The organism is Buchnera aphidicola (Melanaphis sacchari) (assembly GCF_003096055.1).
GTDB lineage: Bacteria > Pseudomonadota > Gammaproteobacteria > Enterobacterales > Enterobacteriaceae > Buchnera > Buchnera aphidicola_P.
Genome location: NZ_CP029161.1, coordinates 515,221 through 535,711, shown reverse-complemented (window position 1 = coordinate 535,711; position 20,491 = coordinate 515,221). Strand labels below are relative to the sequence as shown.

The 20,491-nt window shown below is 26.4% G+C and carries 18 protein-coding genes, 1 other RNA gene and 1 pseudogene; 14 read left to right on the top strand and 6 right to left on the bottom strand.

Going from position 1 to position 20,491, the window contains the following annotated elements; translation table 11 throughout:
- Positions 1–26 precede the first annotated feature (26 nt).
- Positions 27–563, bottom strand: coding sequence for an inorganic diphosphatase (ppa, locus tag DD681_RS02615; RefSeq protein WP_158341450.1), 537 nt, complete (start codon positions 561–563; stop codon positions 27–29).
- Positions 564–748: 185 nt separating this feature from the next.
- On the opposite strand from ppa, the gene pmbA reads away from it, so the two are divergent.
- Entirely contained in the window at positions 749–2,092 is a 1,344-nt protein-coding gene (gene pmbA / locus DD681_RS02610) for a metalloprotease PmbA (protein ID WP_158341449.1), read from the top strand.
- 70 nt (positions 2,093–2,162) lie between these two features.
- Here the strand turns inward: pmbA and rnpB are convergent.
- Together rnpB and rsmI are read right to left on the bottom strand one after the other, a co-directional pair.
- Positions 2,163–2,548: RNase P RNA component class A (rnpB, locus tag DD681_RS02605), an RNA gene on the bottom strand.
- A gap of 34 nt (positions 2,549–2,582) precedes the next feature.
- A pseudogene (rsmI, locus tag DD681_RS02600) lies at positions 2,583–3,442 on the bottom strand (16S rRNA (cytidine(1402)-2'-O)-methyltransferase).
- Positions 3,443–3,551: 109 nt separating this feature from the next.
- On the opposite strand from rsmI, the gene DD681_RS02595 reads away from it, so the two are divergent.
- The 4 genes from DD681_RS02595 (at position 3,552) to dapE (ending at position 9,070) form a co-directional block, all read left to right on the top strand.
- On the top strand, positions 3,552–4,769 hold the full coding sequence (locus DD681_RS02595; protein WP_158341448.1) for a beta-ketoacyl synthase N-terminal-like domain-containing protein: 1,218 nt from the start codon (positions 3,552–3,554) through the stop codon (positions 4,767–4,769).
- 71 nt (positions 4,770–4,840) lie between these two features.
- Positions 4,841–5,791: a transaldolase gene (tal, locus tag DD681_RS02590; RefSeq protein WP_158341447.1), complete on the top strand. Its 951-nt coding sequence runs from the start codon at positions 4,841–4,843 to the stop codon at positions 5,789–5,791.
- A 45-nt stretch (positions 5,792–5,836) separates the two neighbouring features.
- Positions 5,837–7,837, top strand: coding sequence for a transketolase (tkt, locus tag DD681_RS02585; protein WP_158341446.1), 2,001 nt, complete (start codon positions 5,837–5,839; stop codon positions 7,835–7,837).
- A 96-nt stretch (positions 7,838–7,933) separates the two neighbouring features.
- Positions 7,934–9,070 carry a succinyl-diaminopimelate desuccinylase gene (gene dapE, locus DD681_RS02580; RefSeq protein ID WP_158341445.1) on the top strand — a complete coding sequence of 379 codons (1,137 nt, stop codon included), beginning with the start codon at positions 7,934–7,936 and terminating at the stop codon, positions 9,068–9,070.
- A 123-nt stretch (positions 9,071–9,193) separates the two neighbouring features.
- Here dapE and DD681_RS03170 read toward each other — a convergent pair whose 3' ends face one another.
- From DD681_RS03170 to aroC, 3 genes are all read right to left on the bottom strand, one after another.
- Entirely contained in the window at positions 9,194–9,343 is a 150-nt protein-coding gene (locus DD681_RS03170) for a hypothetical protein (protein WP_261788352.1), read from the bottom strand.
- A 73-nt stretch (positions 9,344–9,416) separates the two neighbouring features.
- The gene (gene dapA / locus DD681_RS02570) at positions 9,417–10,301 is read right to left on the bottom strand and encodes a 4-hydroxy-tetrahydrodipicolinate synthase (RefSeq protein ID WP_158341443.1); all 885 of its coding nucleotides are present in this window, start codon (positions 10,299–10,301) and stop codon (positions 9,417–9,419) included.
- An 889-nt stretch (positions 10,302–11,190) separates the two neighbouring features.
- On the bottom strand, positions 11,191–12,252 hold the full coding sequence (gene aroC, locus DD681_RS02560; RefSeq protein ID WP_158341442.1) for a chorismate synthase: 1,062 nt from the start codon (positions 12,250–12,252) through the stop codon (positions 11,191–11,193).
- A 230-nt stretch (positions 12,253–12,482) separates the two neighbouring features.
- Here aroC and smrB point away from each other — a divergent pair, with 230 nt between their 5' ends.
- From smrB to hisIE, 9 genes are all read left to right on the top strand, one after another.
- Positions 12,483–13,025: an endonuclease SmrB gene (gene smrB, locus DD681_RS02555; RefSeq protein ID WP_158341441.1), complete on the top strand. Its 543-nt coding sequence runs from the start codon at positions 12,483–12,485 to the stop codon at positions 13,023–13,025.
- A gap of 180 nt (positions 13,026–13,205) precedes the next feature.
- Entirely contained in the window at positions 13,206–14,105 is a 900-nt protein-coding gene (gene hisG / locus DD681_RS02550) for an ATP phosphoribosyltransferase (RefSeq protein ID WP_158341440.1), read from the top strand.
- A 7-nt stretch (positions 14,106–14,112) separates the two neighbouring features.
- The gene (gene hisD, locus DD681_RS02545; protein ID WP_158341439.1) at positions 14,113–15,420 is read left to right on the top strand and encodes a histidinol dehydrogenase; all 1,308 of its coding nucleotides are present in this window, start codon (positions 14,113–14,115) and stop codon (positions 15,418–15,420) included.
- Positions 15,417–16,499: a histidinol-phosphate transaminase gene (gene hisC / locus DD681_RS02540; protein ID WP_158341438.1), complete on the top strand. Its 1,083-nt coding sequence runs from the start codon at positions 15,417–15,419 to the stop codon at positions 16,497–16,499. The genes hisD and hisC overlap by 4 nt, the downstream gene beginning before the upstream one ends.
- A gap of 14 nt (positions 16,500–16,513) precedes the next feature.
- Positions 16,514–17,581, top strand: a complete 1,068-nt coding sequence (gene hisB, locus DD681_RS02535) for a bifunctional histidinol-phosphatase/imidazoleglycerol-phosphate dehydratase HisB (protein WP_158341437.1) — start codon at positions 16,514–16,516, stop codon at positions 17,579–17,581.
- Positions 17,581–18,180, top strand: a complete 600-nt coding sequence (hisH, locus tag DD681_RS02530; protein ID WP_158341436.1) for an imidazole glycerol phosphate synthase subunit HisH — start codon at positions 17,581–17,583, stop codon at positions 18,178–18,180. The genes hisB and hisH overlap by 1 nt, the downstream gene beginning before the upstream one ends.
- A 2-nt stretch (positions 18,181–18,182) precedes the next feature.
- Positions 18,183–18,911: a 1-(5-phosphoribosyl)-5-[(5-phosphoribosylamino)methylideneamino]imidazole-4-carboxamide isomerase gene (gene hisA / locus DD681_RS02525; protein WP_158341435.1), complete on the top strand. Its 729-nt coding sequence runs from the start codon at positions 18,183–18,185 to the stop codon at positions 18,909–18,911.
- Complete coding sequence (gene hisF, locus DD681_RS02520) at positions 18,905–19,681, top strand: imidazole glycerol phosphate synthase subunit HisF (RefSeq protein WP_158341434.1); 777 nt, start codon at positions 18,905–18,907, stop codon at positions 19,679–19,681. Before hisA ends, hisF begins: the two co-directional genes overlap by 7 nt.
- Positions 19,675–20,298 (top strand): bifunctional phosphoribosyl-AMP cyclohydrolase/phosphoribosyl-ATP diphosphatase HisIE, encoded by a 624-nt coding sequence (gene hisIE / locus DD681_RS02515; protein WP_158341433.1) that lies wholly within the window; start codon positions 19,675–19,677, stop codon positions 20,296–20,298. The genes hisF and hisIE overlap by 7 nt, the downstream gene beginning before the upstream one ends.
- The last annotated feature ends 193 nt before the right edge of the window (positions 20,299–20,491 follow it).

Below are 20,491 nucleotides of genomic sequence, written 5' to 3'. Positions count from 1 at the left end.
AGTTATTTTTTTAAACATCAATTTTTTTAAATATTAATTTTTTTAAATCGATTATATGATGTGTTGATTTCTAATTTTGCTTGTTCATTATTTTCCCATCCAACGATTTCAACCCATTTTGTTCGTTCTATTTTTTTATAATATTTAAAAAAGTGCCAAATTTGTTTTTTAAGTAATTTTGATAAATTTGATATATCATTTATATTTTTATATTCTTCACAAATTTTACTTTTTGGTACAGCTATTATTTTATTATCTTCTCCAGATTCATCTAGCATTTTTAACATTCCAATTGGTTTGCAACGAATTACCGAATTAGATTGTATTGGATGAGGAGAAGGTACTAAAACATCTAAGGGATCTCCGTCAAGCGATAAAGTTTCATTTATATATCCATAATTACAAGGATAAAACATTGGAGTAGCTATAAATCGATCAACAAATAACATCCCTGATTCTTTATTTATTTCGTATTTAATAGGTGAAGAATTAGATGATATTTCAATAATAACATATATGTCATTAGGTATATTTTTTCCTGCAACTATATTTTTTACATTCATTTGTGAATTCCTTATTTTATAAAAAAACTTATTTTTTGAATTGAAAAGTTTCTTTTTTATATCAAGTAATTTATTTGGAAAAAAAGCATTTTTTTTATATAATTGCGTATATTTAAAATAATCTCAATGCATTTTTAAAAAAATTTTGAGCTTAAATTATATATAATAATTCAAGGAACTTATATATGAATCTTATTGATCAAATCAAAAAAGAAGAAATGTTTCTTCTTAATACAGTCAAGAATACTTTAAATTTAGCTAAAGAAAAAGTCAACTTTCCTATTGAAATTTTTATTAAAAAAACTATAGGAATGAATATAAATATAAGAAATAAAATATTAGATAATGTAGAATTTAATAATGATGGCGCTCTTTTTATTACAGTTTATAATAAATTTTCTAAAGGTAGTGTTTCATCCAGGGATTTTACTGTTAACGGAATTAAAAAGATGTTAGATATTGCTATTAATATTTCTAAATATTCTTCTTCTGATTTTTTTTCAGGTCTTCCAAATATAGAATCATTATGCTTTCATCCGAAAAATTTAGATTTATTTCATCCTGAAGAAATAAATATTAAAAGAAAAATTGATGATATTATTCAAGCAGAAAATGAAGCTTTTCAATTTGATGCAAGAATTATTAATAGTGAAGGTAGTTTTTTTAGTAGTCATATGACTATAAATATTTTTGCTAATAGTTTAGGAATGCTAGGAAAATATAATTCAACTCGTTATTCAAACTATATTTGTATGATAGCTAAAGATAATTTCTCTATGCAGAGAGATTTTAGTTATTCTATTGCAAGAAAAATAGATAATTTAGAACCATCTAAAATAATTGGTTATAAAACTGCTAAAAGCGTTGTATCTCGATTAGGAATACGAAAGATAAAAACTATAAAATCTCCTATTATTTTTTCTAATAAAATATCTGCTCATTTTTTTTCTTATCTTATCTCCGCTATCAGTGGTGACAACATTTGTAAAAAATCTACTTTTTTATTACGTAAATTAAATAAAAAAATTTTTCCTAAATGGTTGAATGTCATAGAAGATCCTCATATTAAACAAGGATTAGGGAGTAAACCGTTTGATAATGAAGGTGTTTATTCTGCAAAAAGAGATATTATTAAAGATGGGATTTTAAAAACTTGGTTATTAAATACTTATAATGCACGTAAATTAGGATTAATTAGTACAGGGCATTCTGGAGGAATTTACAACTGGTTAATTTCAAATCAAAATATATCTTTTGAACAATTATTAAAAAATATGAAATCAGGTTTATTAATAACTGAATTAATGGGTCAAGGTGTAGATATTGTCACTGGTAATTACTCTCGTGGCGCGACAGGATTTTGGGTGGAAAATGGAGAAATTAAATATCCAGTACATCAAGTGACGATATCGGGTAATTTAAAAACTATGTGGAATAGTATTGTCAGTATTAGTAACGATATAAACATATATAATAACATTCAATGTGGTTCGATATTATTATCTGAAATACAAATTTCAGGAAATTAATAATTTTATTTTTTAAAAATTAAAAAAAAAGGTAATAAATTTATTACCTTTTAATTTTAATCTTTTTTTATTAGTAAGTTGATATATAAGCCGGGTTCTGTTTTAAACAGTCATTCATCTAGATTAATAATTACTTATTAATTCAAGCAGTCTACCCAGGTTTTTTTAAAGTACGAGCAATACTTCTAGAATATTAACTTATATTTGACTTTGCTCCAGGTGGAGTTTACCCTGCCATAAGTTGTTGCCAACTATGCGGTGCGCTCTTACCGCACCTTTTCACCCTTTCCGTATATTTATAATAATAAATTTATAAAATAAGGTGGTTTTTTTTCTGTTGCACTAGTCATAAGCTTTCGCTTTCCAGGTATTACCTGGCACCTTTGCTCTATGGAGCCCGGACTTTCCTCTTTTTAGTTTATTAAAAAACTAAACAGCGACTGTTTTATCAACTTTAAAAATTTAATTATATATTATTTTAATAAGAATGTCATTGCTCTTTATTTTTTAACATGTAACGATATAATTTATTTTTTTTAATTTTATATATTTGAGAAGTAACTAGTATAGATTCTTTAAAAGAAAGTGAATTTTTTAATATTTTAAATGTATTAATAATTTTTTCTGAAATATTTTTATTTTTTATTTCTTGAAAGCCATTTAAAATAATAATCATTTCTCCTTTTTGATAACGATTTTTATCTGATTTTAGCCAAGTTAACATGTTATCCGCAGTTGTACCGTAAATAGATTCCCATTTTTTTGTAATTTCTTTAGCAATGACTAAGTATCTAGTTTTACTAATTTGTTCAATAATATCTTTTATACTTTGAATAATTCGGTGTTTTGTTTCATAAAAGATCATTGTTCGTTGTTCTTTTCTTAAAGAGTATAATAGATCGCATCTAGTTTTTTTTTTGATGGTAAAAAGCCCTCATAGCAAAAGCGATTGCTAGATATTCCGGAGGCAATTAATGCTGTAATAGCGGCGCAAGGACCGGGAAGAGGAATAATTTTAATATTTAAAAAATGACATTTTTTTATTAAGTAATAGCCTGGATCATTAATGAGTGGTGTTCCTGCATTAGATACTAAGGCAACATTTTTTCCTTCTTTTAGTTTTTGAATTAAATAATTACTTTTTATCAGTTCGTTATTTTTATTTAAAGTGGTTAAAACATTTTTTATATTAAAATGTTCTAGTAAGATGTTAGTATGTCGGATGTTTTCAACTGCTATTAAATTAACTTTTTTTAAAATCTCTATGGCTCGATAAGTAATATCAGATAAATTACCAATAGGTGTTGGAACAATATAGAGAATACCATTGTTAGTATCGAATAAATTCACTTTTTTATCCAAATATGTATTTTTAATAAGAAATATTCATGATTTATTATATGAGTATTATTTTGTAGTATTTTACTATAGCAAATTTTTTAAATTTAAGGAATAGTCAGTGAGAAGAGTAGTAATTACAGGTTTTGGTATTATTTCAAGTATTGGTAATAATAAAAAAGAAGTGTTGAATTCTTTGTTAAATGGAATTTCAGGAATTACATTTTCTCAAGAAATGAAAGATTTCGGTATGAGAAGTCAAGTTTGGGGAAACATTAAATTAGAAATTAAAGATATAGTAAAAAATAGAAATGTTCGTTTTATGAGTGATGGTTCTGTTTATGCTTTATTATCAATGGAAGAAGCTATTAAAGATTCTAATTTAAAAATTAAACAATATCAAAAAAATCAACGTGTTGGTTTAATTGTTGGTTCTGGCGGAGGAGCGCGAAAACTTAGTAAAGGTATAAGTTTTAAAAAAAATAGTTGTCTTTTAAAGACTATAAGTCCTTATACAGCCATTCAATCTATGACTTCGGGAATATCAGCTTGTTTATCTACTTGTTTTAAAATTTATGGTATAAGTTATTCTGTTAGTTCAGCTTGTTCAACTTCTGGAAATTGTATAGGTCATGCATTTGAATTAGTAAAATCTGGAAAACAAGATTTAATTTTTGCAGGTGGTGGTGAAGAAGTTAGTTGGCAGCTAGCATATGAGTTTGATTCAATGAAAGCACTTTCTAGTCATTTTAATCATATTCCTGATAAAGCATCACGTGTGTACGATATCAATCGAGATGGTTTTGTTATATCTGGAGGAGCGGGAATATTAGTTATCGAAGATTTGCATTCTGCACTTTCTCGGTCTGCTGAAATTTATGCTGAAATTATTGGATATTCAACAACATCTGATGGTAATAGTATGATTGTTCCTTCAGGAGAAGGAGCAATACGTTGTATGAATTTAGTAAAAAATAAAAAAAATTTATCTATTGATTATCTAAATGTTCATGGAACTTCTACAAAATTAGGTGATTTAATAGAATTAGAATCTATTAAAAAATCTTTTTATAATGAAAAATTACCAATAATTTCAGCAACGAAATCGATGACTGGGCATTCTTTAGGAGCTTCTGGAGTTCATGAAATTATTTATACATTATTAATGTTAAGATATAATTTTATAGCTCCAAGTATTAATATTAAATGTTTAGAACCATATGCAAAAAATATGAATATTATAAAAAAAATTATTACTAAAAAAATTAATACAGCTATGTCTAATAGCTTTGGATTTGGTGGTAATAACGTTTCTTTAATTATTAAAAGATATGAATAATATTAAAGGTATAAATTTAATAAAATCAAAAAAATTTATATATATTTATTTACATTGTAAAGGATTAAAATATGAATCAATTAGAGGCTTTAAAGAAATTTACAACAATTGTTGCAGACACAAGTGATATAGAATCTATTTGTAAATACAAACCGAGTGATGCAACTACCAATCCATCATTGATACTTAGTGCTGTAAGCTCGAAATCTTATAACAAATTTCTCAATCGAGCAGTAAGTTATGCTAAAAAAAAAGGAGGATCAAGAAAAGATAAAATAACTAACGCATCTGATAAGATTTTAGTTGATATTGGCGTAGAAATTTTAAAAAATATACCAGGTTATATTTCTAGTGAAGTTGATGCTCGATTATCTTTTAATAAAGAGAAATGTATTTTAAAAGCTAAGAAAATTATTAATATGTATGAAAAAAAAGGCATTCCAAGAAACAGAGTATTAATTAAATTAGCTTCTACTTGGGAATGTATTAAAGCTGCAGAAGAACTCAAAAAGGAAAATATTTCTTGTAATTTAACTCTTTTATTTTCTTTTGCTCAAGCTAGAGCTTGTGCGGAATCAAATGTATTTCTCATATCACCTTTTGTTGGACGTATTTATGATTGGCATGTATCGCACCATTCAGGATCAAAATTATCTTTTGAAATAGATCCTGGTGTTTTATCTGTTCATAAAATATATAACTATTATAAAAAACATAATTATAAAACAATAATTATGGGAGCAAGTTTTCGAAATGTTGAACAAATTTTAGCTTTATCTGGATGTGATAGATTAACTATTTCTCCATTTTTACTAAATAAATTAGAATCTAGTTCTAAAGAATTAACTAGACAGTTAACTCCTCCAAGTAATTTTGTCAAACCTCCTTTACCACTTTCGGAAGAAAATTTTCGATGGGAACATAATCAAGATGAAATGGCAGTAAATAAATTATCAGAAGGCATAAGAAATTTTGGAAAAGATCAGGTATGTTTAGAAAATATTTTTTCTAAATTAATATAAGATATTAAGTAAAATTTTTTAAAAAATTTACATTAGGAAAAAAATATGCATTCAAGAAAAGAGTTAGCTAATGCAGTGCGAATATTAAGTATTGATTCTGTTCAAAAAGCTCAATCAGGTCATCCTGGAATGCCCATGGGCATGGCAGATATTTCAGAAGTTTTGTGGAGAGACTTTTTTAAACACAATCCTCGAAATCCTCATTGGGATAATCGTGATCGTTTTGTACTATCAAATGGTCATGGTTCTATGTTGTTATACAGTTTATTACATCTTACAGGATATGATTTACCTATAAATCAATTAAAAAAATTTAGACAACTTAATTCAAAAACTCCAGGGCATCCTGAAGTAGGCGAAACTCCCGGTATTGAAACAACAACAGGTCCTTTAGGGCAGGGATTAGCAAATTCCGTTGGTATGGCAATTTCAGAAAAAATATTAAGTTCTTATTTTAATCGCCCAAGTTTTAATATAGTTGATCATTATACCTGGGTATTTGTGGGAGATGGTTGTTTAATGGAGGGAATTTCTCACGAAGTTTGTTCTTTAGCTGGTACTTTAAAATTAGGAAAATTAATTGTTTTTTATGATAATAACGGAATTTCAATAGATGGAGATGTTTCTAATTGGTTTACAGACGATACTGCAATGCGTTTCAAAGCTTACAATTGGCATGTATTAGATTCAGTAGATGGACATGATTACAAGTCAATCCAAAGAGCTATTAAACAAGCGAAATTGGAAAAAGATAAACCATCGCTTATTATTTGTAATACAATTATTGGATTTGGTTCTCCGAACAAATCTGGTTCGTCTGAATCGCATGGAGCTCCTCTCGGAGAAAATGAAGTTTTTTTAACACGAAAAAATTTAAATTGGAATTACTTACCTTTTGAAATACCAAATTCAATATACAAGCAATGGAATTGTATTGAAAAAGGTTTAATTCTCGAAAATGCTTGGAAAGAAAAATTTGATTTTTACAAATCTGAGTATCCTGATCTTGCAAAAGAATATTCAAGAAGAATGCAAAAAGAACTACCTAAAGAATGGTATAAAAATACTAAAGAATATATTGTTGATTTACAAAAAAATCCTCAAAATATTGCAAGTCGTAAAGCTTCTCAGAACGTTTTAGAAAAATTTAATGCTTTTTTACCTGAATTAATAGGTGGATCAGCTGATTTATCTCCTAGCAACTTAACAATGTGTTCATCTTCTGTTTCTATAAAAGAAAATTCTTCAGGAAATTATATTCATTATGGTGTACGCGAATTTGGAATGACAGCTATTGCTAATGGTATTTCGCATCATGGAGGATTTATTCCATATACTTCAACATTTTTAATGTTTGTAGAATACGCTCGAAATGCAGTTCGAATGGCGGCATTAATGAATACTCATCATATTTTTATATATACTCACGATTCTATTGGGTTAGGCGAGGATGGTCCAACACATCAACCAGTCGAACAATTATCAAGTTTACGAACAACTCCCAATATAGATGTTTGGAGACCAAGTGATCAAGTGGAAACTGCTATATCGTGGAAATATGCTATTGAAAAAAAAGAAGGTCCAACTGCATTAATTTTATCACGCCAAAATTTATTTCAATTTCCAAGAGATAATACCCAATTAGAAAATATTTCTTATGGAGGATATATATTATATAACTCTCAAGAAGAGCTGGTTGATATCATTTTTATTTCTTCTGGTTCCGAAGTTCAAATTACCTTAATTGCAGCGAAAAAAATTGAGTCGTTAGGATATTCTGTGCGCGTTATTTCTATGCCTTCTACCAATGTATTTGATCGACAAGATGATATTTATAAAGAATCCATATTACCATCTTATGTAACAAAAAGAGTGGCAGTAGAAGCGAGTATTAAAGATTTTTGGTATAAATATGTAGGTATAGATGGTTTAATTATTGGAATGGAAACATTTGGAAAGTCTGCGCCAGGAGAAATATTATTTGAAAAATTTGGTTTTACTGTAGATAATATAGTTAATAAATCAAAAATTTTTTTAAATCATTAATTCAAAAATTATTTTGATAGTTTAAGGGGGCTTATATATAGCCCCATTTAGTAGATATAATTTATATTTAAATAAAAAATTTTTATGAGAGTGTATATGATTTCTTCAATTGTTGAACTGACAAAAAAATTAATTCGAATACCTTCTATCAGTCCGCAAGATTTAGGTTGTCAGGATATTATGATTGATTTTTTTCGTAATCTTGATTTCAAAGTAACAAGAGTTAATGTAAATAATACAAAAAATTTTTGGGCTACAAGAGGGTCTGGAAAAACTTTAGCCTTTGCTGGACATACAGATGTAGTTTCTCCCGGTGAATATTCTCAATGGACTAATAATCCCTTTGATCCGGTAATAAATCATGGTTTTTTATTTGGCAGAGGAGCTTCAGATATGAAAGGTGCTTTAGCAGCAATGATGATTGCTTCTGAGCGCTTTATAAAAAAATTTCCACTGTATCAAGGTCGTTTAGCATTTTTAATTACTTCAGATGAAGAATCTTCCGCTTTAGATGGAACCAAGAAGGTCGTAGATTATTTAATTTCTAAAAATGATAAAATTGATTATTGTATAGTAGGAGAACCTTCTAGTAATGTTACTATTGGTGATACTATAAAAAATGGTCGACGAGGTTCTATTACGGCAAATTTAAAAATTTATGGTATTCAAGGTCATATTGCATATCCCCAATTAGCAGATAATCCGATACATAAAAGTTTACCAATTATCTTAAAATTGTTGTCTGTTAAGTTAGATCATGGTGATCATTTTTTTTCTCCCAGTATTGTAAATATTTCAAATATTCATTCAGGTGAGGGAAGTAATAATGTTATTCCGGGATCTTTGTTTGTTCAATTTAATTTTCGTTTTGGAATTTCAATTTCAGAAAATGAGATTAAATCAAGATTTGTAAAAATTTTAAAAGATAGTAATATTAATTATTCTTTAGAATGGTATATTTCTGGGAAGCCATTTTTAACGAAAAATGGATTATTAATAAATAAAACTATTCAATCAATTAAAGAGTTCAATGATGTACAACCTATATTGTCTACCGATGGTGGGACTTCAGATGGTCGTTTTATTGCTTTAATGAAATCTGAAATAGTAGAATTAGGTTTAACAAATAATAGCATTCATAAAATTAACGAATGTGTAAAAGTATCTGATTTAAAAAAATTGAGTTTAATTTATGAAAGTATTATGAAAAACTTACTTGTTAACATTTCTTAAATATATTTTTAATAGATTTTATGATGCAGAAATATCATTTGAGATAGTCTGCACCTGATTTATATCTATAATTTAAAGATTATAATAAAGATTAATTTTTTAGAATAATTTTTTTAAAAAAAGCTATTTTATTTCAGGAGGAAATATATCATAATTTTTTTTATTTAAATCATCTTGTGTATACGGAATATAATATTCTTTATCTTGAGAAGGAAAATTAATATCTTTTGGTATAATTAATTTTTTTAAAAAAAAGCTTTTTTTTTGCGGCATTTTTAAAGAGCATGATGTTGCAAAAAATAGAATTAAAATATAAAAAATAATAATACTTGTATTAAAAAAAAATTTATGAATTTTTAATGTTAGCATTTTGAAGGGCTTTTTTAAGTTGTATACGGGTTGAATCTAAAATTGGAGTCATAGGTAATCGCAATGTATCATTTTTTATTAAACCCATTTCTTTTGCCAACCATTTTATTGGAATTGGATTAGATTCTATAAATAAAGCTTCATGTAATGGCATTAAACGTTCATTCATAATTCTTGCTTGAAGAAAATCACCCTTTAGTGCATATGAACATATTTCAACCATCTCTTTTGCAGCTACATTTGCTGTTACAGATATTACTCCATGACCTCCTAATTGCATAAAATCTAATGCTGTCGCGTCATCACCGCTAATTAACAAAAAATTATTTTTAACTAATTTCTTGATTTTATTAATTCTTGATAAATCACCTGTTGCTTCTTTAATTCCAATAATATTTTTAAATTCAGCGAGCCTAGAAATTGTTGAAGGTAATAAATCGCATCCAGTCCTACTAGGAACATTATATAGTATTTGAGGTAGTTCTGTACTTTCTGAAATAGCTTTAAAATGTTGATATAATCCTTCTTGGGTAGGTTTATTATAGTATGGAGTTACTGTAAGACATCCTGCAATTCCAGAATTTTCAAATCTTTTTGTCAGAGATATAGCTTCTGTTGTGGCATTTGCTCCTGTTCCGGCAATAATAGGAATTCTTTTATTAGCTAATTCTAAAGTTAACATAACTATTTTAATATGTTCTTCTTGACTTAAAGTAGCAGATTCTCCAGTAGTCCCAATAGAGACAATAGCTTTTGTCTTACTTAAGACATGATAGTCAATTAATTTTTTTAAACTAGAATGGCAAATTTTACCTTCTTTATTCATTGGAGTGATTAGCGCAACAATACTTCCTGTGAACATTATTTTTATTCTCCTGCATAAATAATATTTATAATACTTTAAGTTTAAATTGAAACTGAATACATAAAATTATAAATTTAATATTTAATTTAAATAAAAAAATATTATGAATAAGTTGTTTCATTTAACAAGCTAATAAATTTTAAATAATTAATTTTTTATTTTATAAATTTATTACTTGTATTAAATAATTATTATCTATATTTTTAAAAACGTATTATTTTAATTAAAATTTTATCATTTTAAGTTTCATTCAATTTTAAAAAATTATGCTATATATACTAATATAGTATATTTTTATTTTTTATGTAATACGGAAGTTTATTATATAATTTTTCAAATTAAATCTGGTGACATTGCTCCTCAATTTGTTCTTTCTAATTAAAATAATTAATTAATAAAATTATCACATTTTTTAAGTAAAAAGTTCTTCTTTATTTTTATTCAAAAGGTATGACTTCTGCTTGTACAGTAGAAGTGTGTAATATTGGAAATAATTTAGATTAGTTTAAAAAAGAAAGTTAATATTGTAGGAATTAGTTTAGATTTGACTAATAAGTTATTTAATTTTATTAAAAAATATTAAATTTTTTACTTTATTTTTTGATAAGAAAATTATTAGTAAAATATTTGGTATGTAAGGTAAAAATTATTTATGAGAAAAAATATTTTGATATTCATCATTCTAGTTTTTTTCATTTAATAATTATGAATTTATTAAAATTTTTTTTACTCAATTTAAGTACAAAGATTTTTACAAAATTATTTTATCATAATTGAATAAAAAATAGGATATCAATTATTATTAAATAATAAATAAAATTATAAAATATTTATATGCTACTAAATATATTAGTAGCAATAATAGTATTAAATATTTTTGAAATAGTTATTTACTGCATTGGGCGCGAAATCTCAATAAATGATCCATCAGTACAATTCCTACCATTGCTTCTGTTATAGGAACCGCCCTGATTCCAACGCATGGATCGTGACGACCTTTAACTATAATTTTTTGTTCTTTGTTCTTTAAATCTACTGTATTTCCTATTTTTCGGATGCTTGAAGTAGGTTTAAATGCAACTTTTAATAATATTTTTTCGCCATTACTAATTCCTCCTAAAATTCCACCACAGTGGTTACTTTTAAACCCTTTTGAGTCAATTTCATCACGGTGTTCACTACCTTTTTGATTGATTACTGAAAAACCATCTCCTATTTCTACTCCCTTAGACGCATTAATACTCATTAATGCATGAGCTAAATCTGCGTCTAATTTATCAAATACTGGTTCACCTAATCCTATTGGAACATTTTCTGCAACAATTGTTATTTCTGCACCGATGGAATCACCTGATTTTTTTAATTTTTTAATTAAATTTTCTAAATATATAACTTTTTTTGAATCAGCACAAAAAAAAGAGTTTTTTTCAACCTCTTCCCATGATTTAAAGGAACATTTAATATGCCCCATCGCTGATAAATAAGCTCGTATTTTAATTCCAAATTGATTATAAAGATATTTTTTTGCAATTGATCCCGCTGCTACTCTCATTGCAGTTTCACGAGCTGAGGATCTTCCGCCGCCTCTGTAATCTCTTATTCCATATTTTTTTTCATAAGTATAGTCTGCATGCCCTGGTCTAAATAAATTCTTTATTTGATCATAATCTGTTGAACGTTGATCAGTATTATTAATAATTAAACCAATACTTGTACCAGTTGTAAAACCATTAAATACTCCTGAAAGTATTTTTACTTGGTCTAGTTCACGACGCTCAGTAGTATATCGAGAATTCCCAGGTCTTCTTCTATTTAGGTCATTTTGTAAATCTTGAATAGATAAATCTAATCCTGGTGGCATACCATCTATTATACACCCTAATGAAACGCCATGTGATTCACCAAAAGTAGTTACACGAAAAATTTTTCCGATTGTATTTCCAGCCATTTTTTTATCATTAATAATTTAAATTAATATAACTATACAGAAAATATTTATAAAAATAAATTTTTTACAGGTTTTAATGTTAAAAATGATAAATATAAAAATTATTTTTTAATAAAAAATCATTTTTTAAATTTGTATAATGATAAATTTTATTTGTTGTTTTTATAAAAACTAAATTATATAATCAATAAAAATTAAAAAAATTTATTAATTTTTTTTGGTGATAAACTATGAATAAAAATCAACCACTTCCTATTAAAGATAATATTTTATTTCGTCAATGGTTAAATGGAACCCGCGAAATAGTACAGGATACTATCTTTCACTCTCGACTTGAAACAAGTAAGGCTAATATATTTGTAAAACGTTCTTTTTTTGAAAAAAATGTACATACTTATTATTTTTCGCAATATAAAACAAAAAATATTTTTTTTAAAGAAAATCCAGTTTCTTATATGAGAAATAAGTATGCTGATAATATCTTAAAAAAATTAAAGCAAGGAAAATATTATCCAGATATTTTTCTTGATTTACATGGTTTAAATCAATATCAAGCAACGCAAGAGTTAGGTAATTTAATTGCAATATGTCAAAAAGAAAAATTTTTTTGTGCGCATATTATGCACGGCCATGGAAAAAAAATTTTAAAACAACAAATACCTTTTTGGTTATCTCAACATCCCGATATAATAGCTTTTCATCAAGCACCGAAAATATTTGGAAGTGATGCTGCTATCATAGTAATAATTGAAATAGATGATCGAATGGAATAAATATATATAAAAAATATTTAAAAATATCAATAATAATTAATTTATACATATATCTATTCAATTTTTATTAAATCTCTCTATTTTTTAGATATTATTTCTTTAAAACCCTGATTTTGGGTTTTTTTTTTAAATGAAACAATAATTTTTTAATAAGTTAAAAACTTTTATAGGACTTGAAAAATGTTAGATAATAATCGCGTGCGTATAGCGATGCAAAAAACAGGTCGTTTAAGTAGTGAATCAATAACATTATTAACACGTTGTGGAATAAAAATTAATTTAAATCAACAAAAATTAATTGCTTTTGCTGAAAATATGCCAATTGATGTTATGTTAGTACGTGATGATGATATTCCAGGATTAGTAATGGACGGAGTAGTAGATTTAGGAATAGTAGGCGAAAATGTTTTAGAGGAAGAATTATTACATCGCACTTCACAAAATTTAGAGAATTCTTACTTAACTTTAAAACGCCTTGATTTTGGTATTTGTAGATTGTCTTTAGCAATTCCTATTAATACTCCATATGATAATATAAGATGTTTAAAAAATTTTCGTATTGCTACTTCTTATCCTCATTTATTAAAAAAATACTTAGATAAAAAAAATGTTTCCTTTAAATTATGCATGTTAAATGGTTCTGTGGAGGTTGCACCCAGAGCTGGATTAGCAGATGCAATTTGTGATTTGGTTTCAACTGGAGCCACGTTAGAAGCAAACGGTTTACGTGAAGTGCAGGTAATTTTCCGTTCTCATGCATGTCTTATTTGTAGAACTGGCAGTATTAGTATTTCAAAAAAAGAAGTTATTAACAAATTAATGGATCGGATAAAAGGAGTAATTAAGGCGCGGGAATCTAAATACATTATGTTGCATTCCCCCATTAATCAGTTAGAAGCGGTAATATCATTACTGCATGGAGCAGAAAAACCAACTGTCTTAAAGTTAGCAGGTGATGATACAAAGGTAGCTATGCATATGGTTAGTAGTGAAACCTTATTTTGGGAAACAATGGAAAAATTAAAATCTTTGGGTGCTAGTTCTATTTTGGTTTTGCCTATTGAAAAAATGATGGAGTAAATTTTTTATGCAGAATTTTGAAAAAATTATTTATTGGGATGAATTAAATTGTCAAGAAAAAAAAGATATTTTGTTGAGGCCTATTTTTAAAAAAAATTTTTCTATTAAAAAAAAAGTTATGGAAATTATAGATAATGTTAAAAATTATGGAGATTCAGCGTTAAAAAAATACTCTATTTTATTTGAGAAAAATAATATAGAAGAATTTGAAATATGTAAAAAAGATATATTACTTTCTTCATCATATGTTAGTAATGATTTAAAAAGTGCTATTGAAACTGCCAAGAAAAATATTACTATTTTTCACAAAGCTCAAAACATTCCTGATGTAGATATTGAGACCCAACATGGAGTTCGTTGTCAAGCAATTTACTGTCCTTTAGATTCTATTGGCATTTATATTCCTAGTGGAATAGCGCCATTGCTTTCTACCGTTTTAATGCTTTCTATTCCAGCTAAAATTGCTGGTTGTAAAAATATTATTCTTTGCTCTCCTCCTCCTATTTGTTCTGAAATATTGTATGCAGCAAATATTTGCGGTGTTGATCGAATATTTCAAATTGGAGGAGCTCAATCTATAGCAGCGCTTGCTTTTGGAACAAAAAGCGTTCCTAAAGTAAATAAAATTTTTGGACCTGGAAATGCATATGTAACAGAAGCAAAATTACAAGTAAGTTCTTATTTAAATGGACCATCGATAGATATGTTGGCTGGACCATCAGAATTATTAATTATTTCTGATGAAACAGCTGATCCCGATTTTATAGCTGCAGATTTATTATCTCAAGCAGAGCATGGTATATCTTCTCAAGTTATACTGGTGACTACATGTATAAAAGTAGCGAAAAAAGTAATTTTTTATCTTAAAAAACAACTAAAAAATTTATCCAAATCATTTGAAATACCACATGTATTAAAAAATTGTATAATTATTTTGACTACAAATTTATCCGAATGTACTGAAATATCTAATATGTATGCTCCTGAGCATTTAATTATTAATACGCAAAATCCAAGATTAATATTAAATAATGTATTAAATGCTAGTTCTATTTTTTTAGGATCTTGGTCGCCGGAATCTGCTGGTGATTATGCTTCTGGTACAAATCATGTTTTACCCACTTATGGGAAATCTATATCTACTTCTGCATTAGGTTTGTATGATTTTAAAAAGAGAGTTTTAGTTCAAGAATTAACATCTAAAGGGTTTATGAACCTGTCTAAAACTCTTGAAGTGTTATCTGAATTTGAAAATCTTGAAGCACATAAATACGCTGTAAAAATTAGGGTAAATCGACTTAAGGAAAAAAAATGACAGTTGATATTCTTCATTTAGCTAGAAAAAATATACAAAAATTAGAACCCTATCAATCTGCAAGACGAATTGGAGGAAAGGGAGAGGTATGGTTAAATGCAAATGAGTCTCCTACTCCTATTTCTTTTTTTTCAAATATAAAATCATTTAATCGTTACCCAGAATTTCAACCTAAAAAATTAATTCAATTATATTCTAAATATGTAAATATATCTGAAGATCAAATATTAATTACTAGAGGCGCAGATGAAGGTATTGAATTATTAATGAAATCTTTTTGTGAACCAGGTAAAGATGCAATTATTTATTGTCCTCCAACTTATGATATGTATGGTATTAACGCAAAAATTTTCGGGATTGAGATTAAAGAAATTCTTATGCTAAAAAATAGTTGGAAAATAGATATATCAAATATTATATCTAACCTTGATAAAGTCAAATTAATATATATTTGTAATCCTAATAATCCCACTGGAAACCTTATTCATTCTAAAGATTTGTTAATTTTATTAAAGGCAACATTAGGTCGTGCCATTTTAGTAATAGATGAAGCTTATATTGAATTTTCTTCCAAAAATAGCATGGTAAATTTTTTGAAAGAATATTCTAATTTAATTATTTTAAGAACTTTATCTAAAGCTTTTTCTTTAGCTGGAATTCGTTGCGGATTTGTATTAGCCTCCAAAGAAATTATTAATATTTTACATAAAGTAATTAGTCCTTATCCAATTTCTTCTCTTATTGCAGATATTGCTTGTCAAGCGTTGCATGATAACGCTATTTTAGACATGAAAAATAGAGTGAACCAAATAAATATTAATCGCTCTTATTTAGTAAATGAATTAAAAAAAATAATTTTTATAGAAAAAATTTTTAAAAGTCACGCAAATTATATTTTGGTCAAGCTTTTTCATTTTGAAAAAGTATTTTGGAGTTTATGGCATAAAGGCATAATTTTAAGAAATCAAAATCATAAAATTAATTTAAAACGCTGTTTGAGAATATCGGTAGGATCAGACGTAGAATGTTTACGTTTAATCAATGAATTAAAGCGTGTGTCTAAAAAAAATATTTTATGAGGTATTTTAATTTAATGAAACAAAAAATATTATTTATTGATCGAGATGGAACCTTAATTGATGAACCGATTTCTACTTTTCAAGTAGATACACTTGATAAGCTTAAATTTAAGGATTTTGTTATTTCTTCGTTATTAAAATTAATGAGATTTAATTATAAATTTATAATTGTTACTAATCAAGATGGCCTTGGAAGTAAATCTTTTCCTAAAAAAAACTTTGATATACCGCATTTTTTTATGTTAGATGTATTTCGTTCAGAAGGAATAATTTTTGAAGATGTTTTAATTTGTCCTCATTTATCGAGTGATAATTGTAAATGTCGTAAACCTAAATTTCAATTATTACTTCCATGGTTGAATGAAAAAAATATAGATTTAAAACGCAGTTATGTAATTGGGGACAGAGAAACGGATATGGAATTAGCAAAAAATATAGGATTGATGGGAATACAATATCATGAAAAAAAATGTAATTGGAAAAAAATTACTTGCGAAATCCTTAAAAGAAATAGATATGCAGAAGTTATTAGAGAAACAAAAGAAACGTATGTGCACGTAAAAGTATGGTTAGATTTAATGAATTTTACTTCTATTAGTACTGGAATAAATTTTTTTGACCATATGTTAGATCAATTATCAATACATAGTGGTATATCTATGTATATTTTAGCTAATGGCGACTTAAAAATTGATGATCATCATACTGTAGAAGATGTAGGCATAGTTTTAGGATCAGCGTTATTTAAAACATTGAATAATAAAAATGGTATACGTAGATTTGGTTTCGTTTTACCAATGGATGAAAGCGAAGCAAAATGTAGTATTGATATATCTAATCGTCCATATTTAAATTTTCAAGCTAATTTTCAACATAAAATGGTAGGAGATTTAAATGCTAATATGGTTGAGCATTTTTTTTATTCTCTGTGTTATTCTATGAAAATTACGTTACATTTAAGTGTTTTAGGAAAAAATGATCATCACTGTGTTGAAAGTTTATTCAAAGTATTTGGTCAAGCTCTTCGTCAAGCAATAAAAATAGAAGGCAATGCATTACCAACATCAAAAGGCATTCTATAATGAATATAGTGATAATAGATACTGGTTGTGCTAATTTGACTTCAATTCAAGTAGCTATCAAAAGAATAGGTTATACTTCTGTCATCACTTCTAATATTGATTTAATTTTAAAAGCTCAAAAGATTTTTTTGCCTGGGGTAGGAAATGCCGCAACAGTTATGAAAATTCTACATAAAAAAAATTTAATTAACACTATTAAAAATTTAAAACACCCTACTTTAGGTATTTGTCTTGGAATGCAAATTTTTTGCGATTTTAGCGAAGAATGCATAGGAACAAAAACTATTGGGATTTTTAAAAATTGTTCTGCACATCTTTTAAAAACGACTAATTTTCCGTTACCTCATATTGGTTGGAATAATATTTCGTTTGATGATTCCCAACCATTATTTAAAAATATTAACAAAAATTCAAGATTTTATTTTGTTCATAGTTATATTATTCCTTTAAATAAATACACATTAGCTACATCTAATTATGAAGTTTCTTTCAGCGCTGTCATGCAAAAGAAAAATTTTTTTGGCGTTCAATTTCACCCTGAGAAATCCGGTAGTGTCGGAGCTCAATTATTAAAAAATTTTTTAGAGATGCAATTATAAATATGATTATTCCAGCATTTGATCTTATTAATGGTAATGTTGTTCGTTTATACCAAGGCAATTATCTAAATCAAAAAAAATACGATATTGATTTATATGAAAATTTAAAATTATATGCATCTAAAGGTATAAAATTTATTCATTTTGTGGATTTAGATGGAGCAAGAAATTCAGAAAAAAAACAATTAGAATTTTTTAAAGATATTATTCCAAAAATTAATATTTCGATTCAATTAGGAGGTGGAATTAGAAATGAAAATGATATAAACACACTTTTTAAGTTAGGTATTAAAAGAGTTGTCATAGGTTCTGCGGCAATTATTAATAAAAGAGAAGTAAAAAAATGGTTAACAATTTATGGTTCAGAGTCCATTGTTTTAGCCTTAGATATTCGTATTGATACTGTAAATCAAAAAAAAGAAGTAGCAATTCATGGTTGGCAAGAAAATACTAAATTTCTTTTAGAAGAAATCATTGATTTTTTCTTACCTTTTGGTTTAAAACATGTTTTATGTACGGATATATCTAAAGATGGCACTTTATCTGGTCCTAATATTCTATTATATAAAGACATAGTAAAAAAGTTTAAAAATATAAAATTTCAAGCATCAGGTGGAGTAGGTAATTTAGAAGATATTGTAAACTTAAAAAAAAGTAAAGTAGATAGTATTATTATTGGTCGTGGTTTATTAGAAAAAAAATTTACAATAGAAGAGGCATTAAAATGCTAGCAAAGCGCATAATAGCATGTCTTGATGTAAGAGATGGAAGGGTTGTAAAAGGTGTTAGATTCAAAAATCATGAGATTGTAGGTGATATTATACATTTGTCTAAACGTTATACCAAAGAAGGTATTGATGAACTTGTTTTTTATGATATTTCTGCTTCTGTTAAAAATAAATTAGTTGATAAATCTTGGGTTAAAAAAGTTGCAGAGGTAATTGATATTCCCTTTTGTGTTGCTGGAGGTATTAAAAGTATAGAAGATGCAAAAAATATTTTATCTTTTGGTGCTGATAAAATATCAATAAATTCAGCAGCGTTAATGAATCCTAAATTAATTACGAAAATTGCAGATCAATTTGGAACGCAGTGTGTAGTTGTTGGAGTTGATTCGTGGTTTGATAAAAAAAAACGATCCTACATGGTTTACCAATATACAGGAGATGTGCAAAAAACATATCAAACAGAGTGGGAAACACTAGATTGGATAGAAAAAGTACAAAAAAATGGTGCTGGAGAAATAGTTTTAAATATGATGAATCAAGATGGATTACAAAAAGGTTATGATTTACTACAATTGAATGATGTTAGAAAAATCTGCAAAGTTCCATTAATTGCATCAGGAGGTGCTGGTAAAATGGAACATTTTTATGATGCTCTTCATTATACAAATGTAGATGGTGTTTTAGCAGCTTCAGTATTTCATAAAAAAATAGTAAATATAAAAAGATTAAAAAATTTTTTAGTACAACAAGGTATAGAAATTAGAATATGTTAAATAATAACAGTTATCTTGATAAATTAAATTGGAAAAAAACAGAAGGTATTATACCAACTATAATACAAGATCACTTATCTAATCAAGTTTTAATGCATGGATATATGACCAAAGAAGCGTTATTAAAAACAGAAAAAGAAGGATTAGTAACTTTTTATTCTAGAACTAAAAAACGTTTATGGACAAAAGGGGAAACATCAGGAAACTTTTTAAAAGTTATTAATATAAATATGGATTGCGATTTTGATGCGTTATTAATATTTGTTAATCCTATTGGAAAAACATGTCATTTAAATAAATATAGCTGTTTTTCTCTTCATAAGAGCTATTTAAATTTTATTTATCAGTTAGAAAAGATTATAGAAAATAGAAAAAAATCTCATATAAAAAATTCATATACTTCGCTATTATATAATTCTGGAACTAAACGCATAGCTCAAAAAGTAGGTGAGGAAGCTATAGAAACAATATTAGCAGCAATGAAAAAAGATTCAAACGAAATTATTAATGAATCATCTGATTTAATCTATCATTTACTCGTTTTATTACATGATCAAAATTTAAATTTTAATTTGGTTATTGAAAATTTAAAAAAAAGAAAAATGAAAAAATTATAAGTTTTTAAATTAATAAAAAACGCTCAATTTATATTATTTTTAATAAAAATGTCAAATAAAATTTAATATATGTATAAAAATTTTTTCTTTCTTAAACAATTAAAATCTGCCAATTATGTTTTTAATTAAAGTTAATATAATTTTCTTGTCAAAAAATTTTTATAATTTTTAAAAAATTTTTTATGCAAGATAA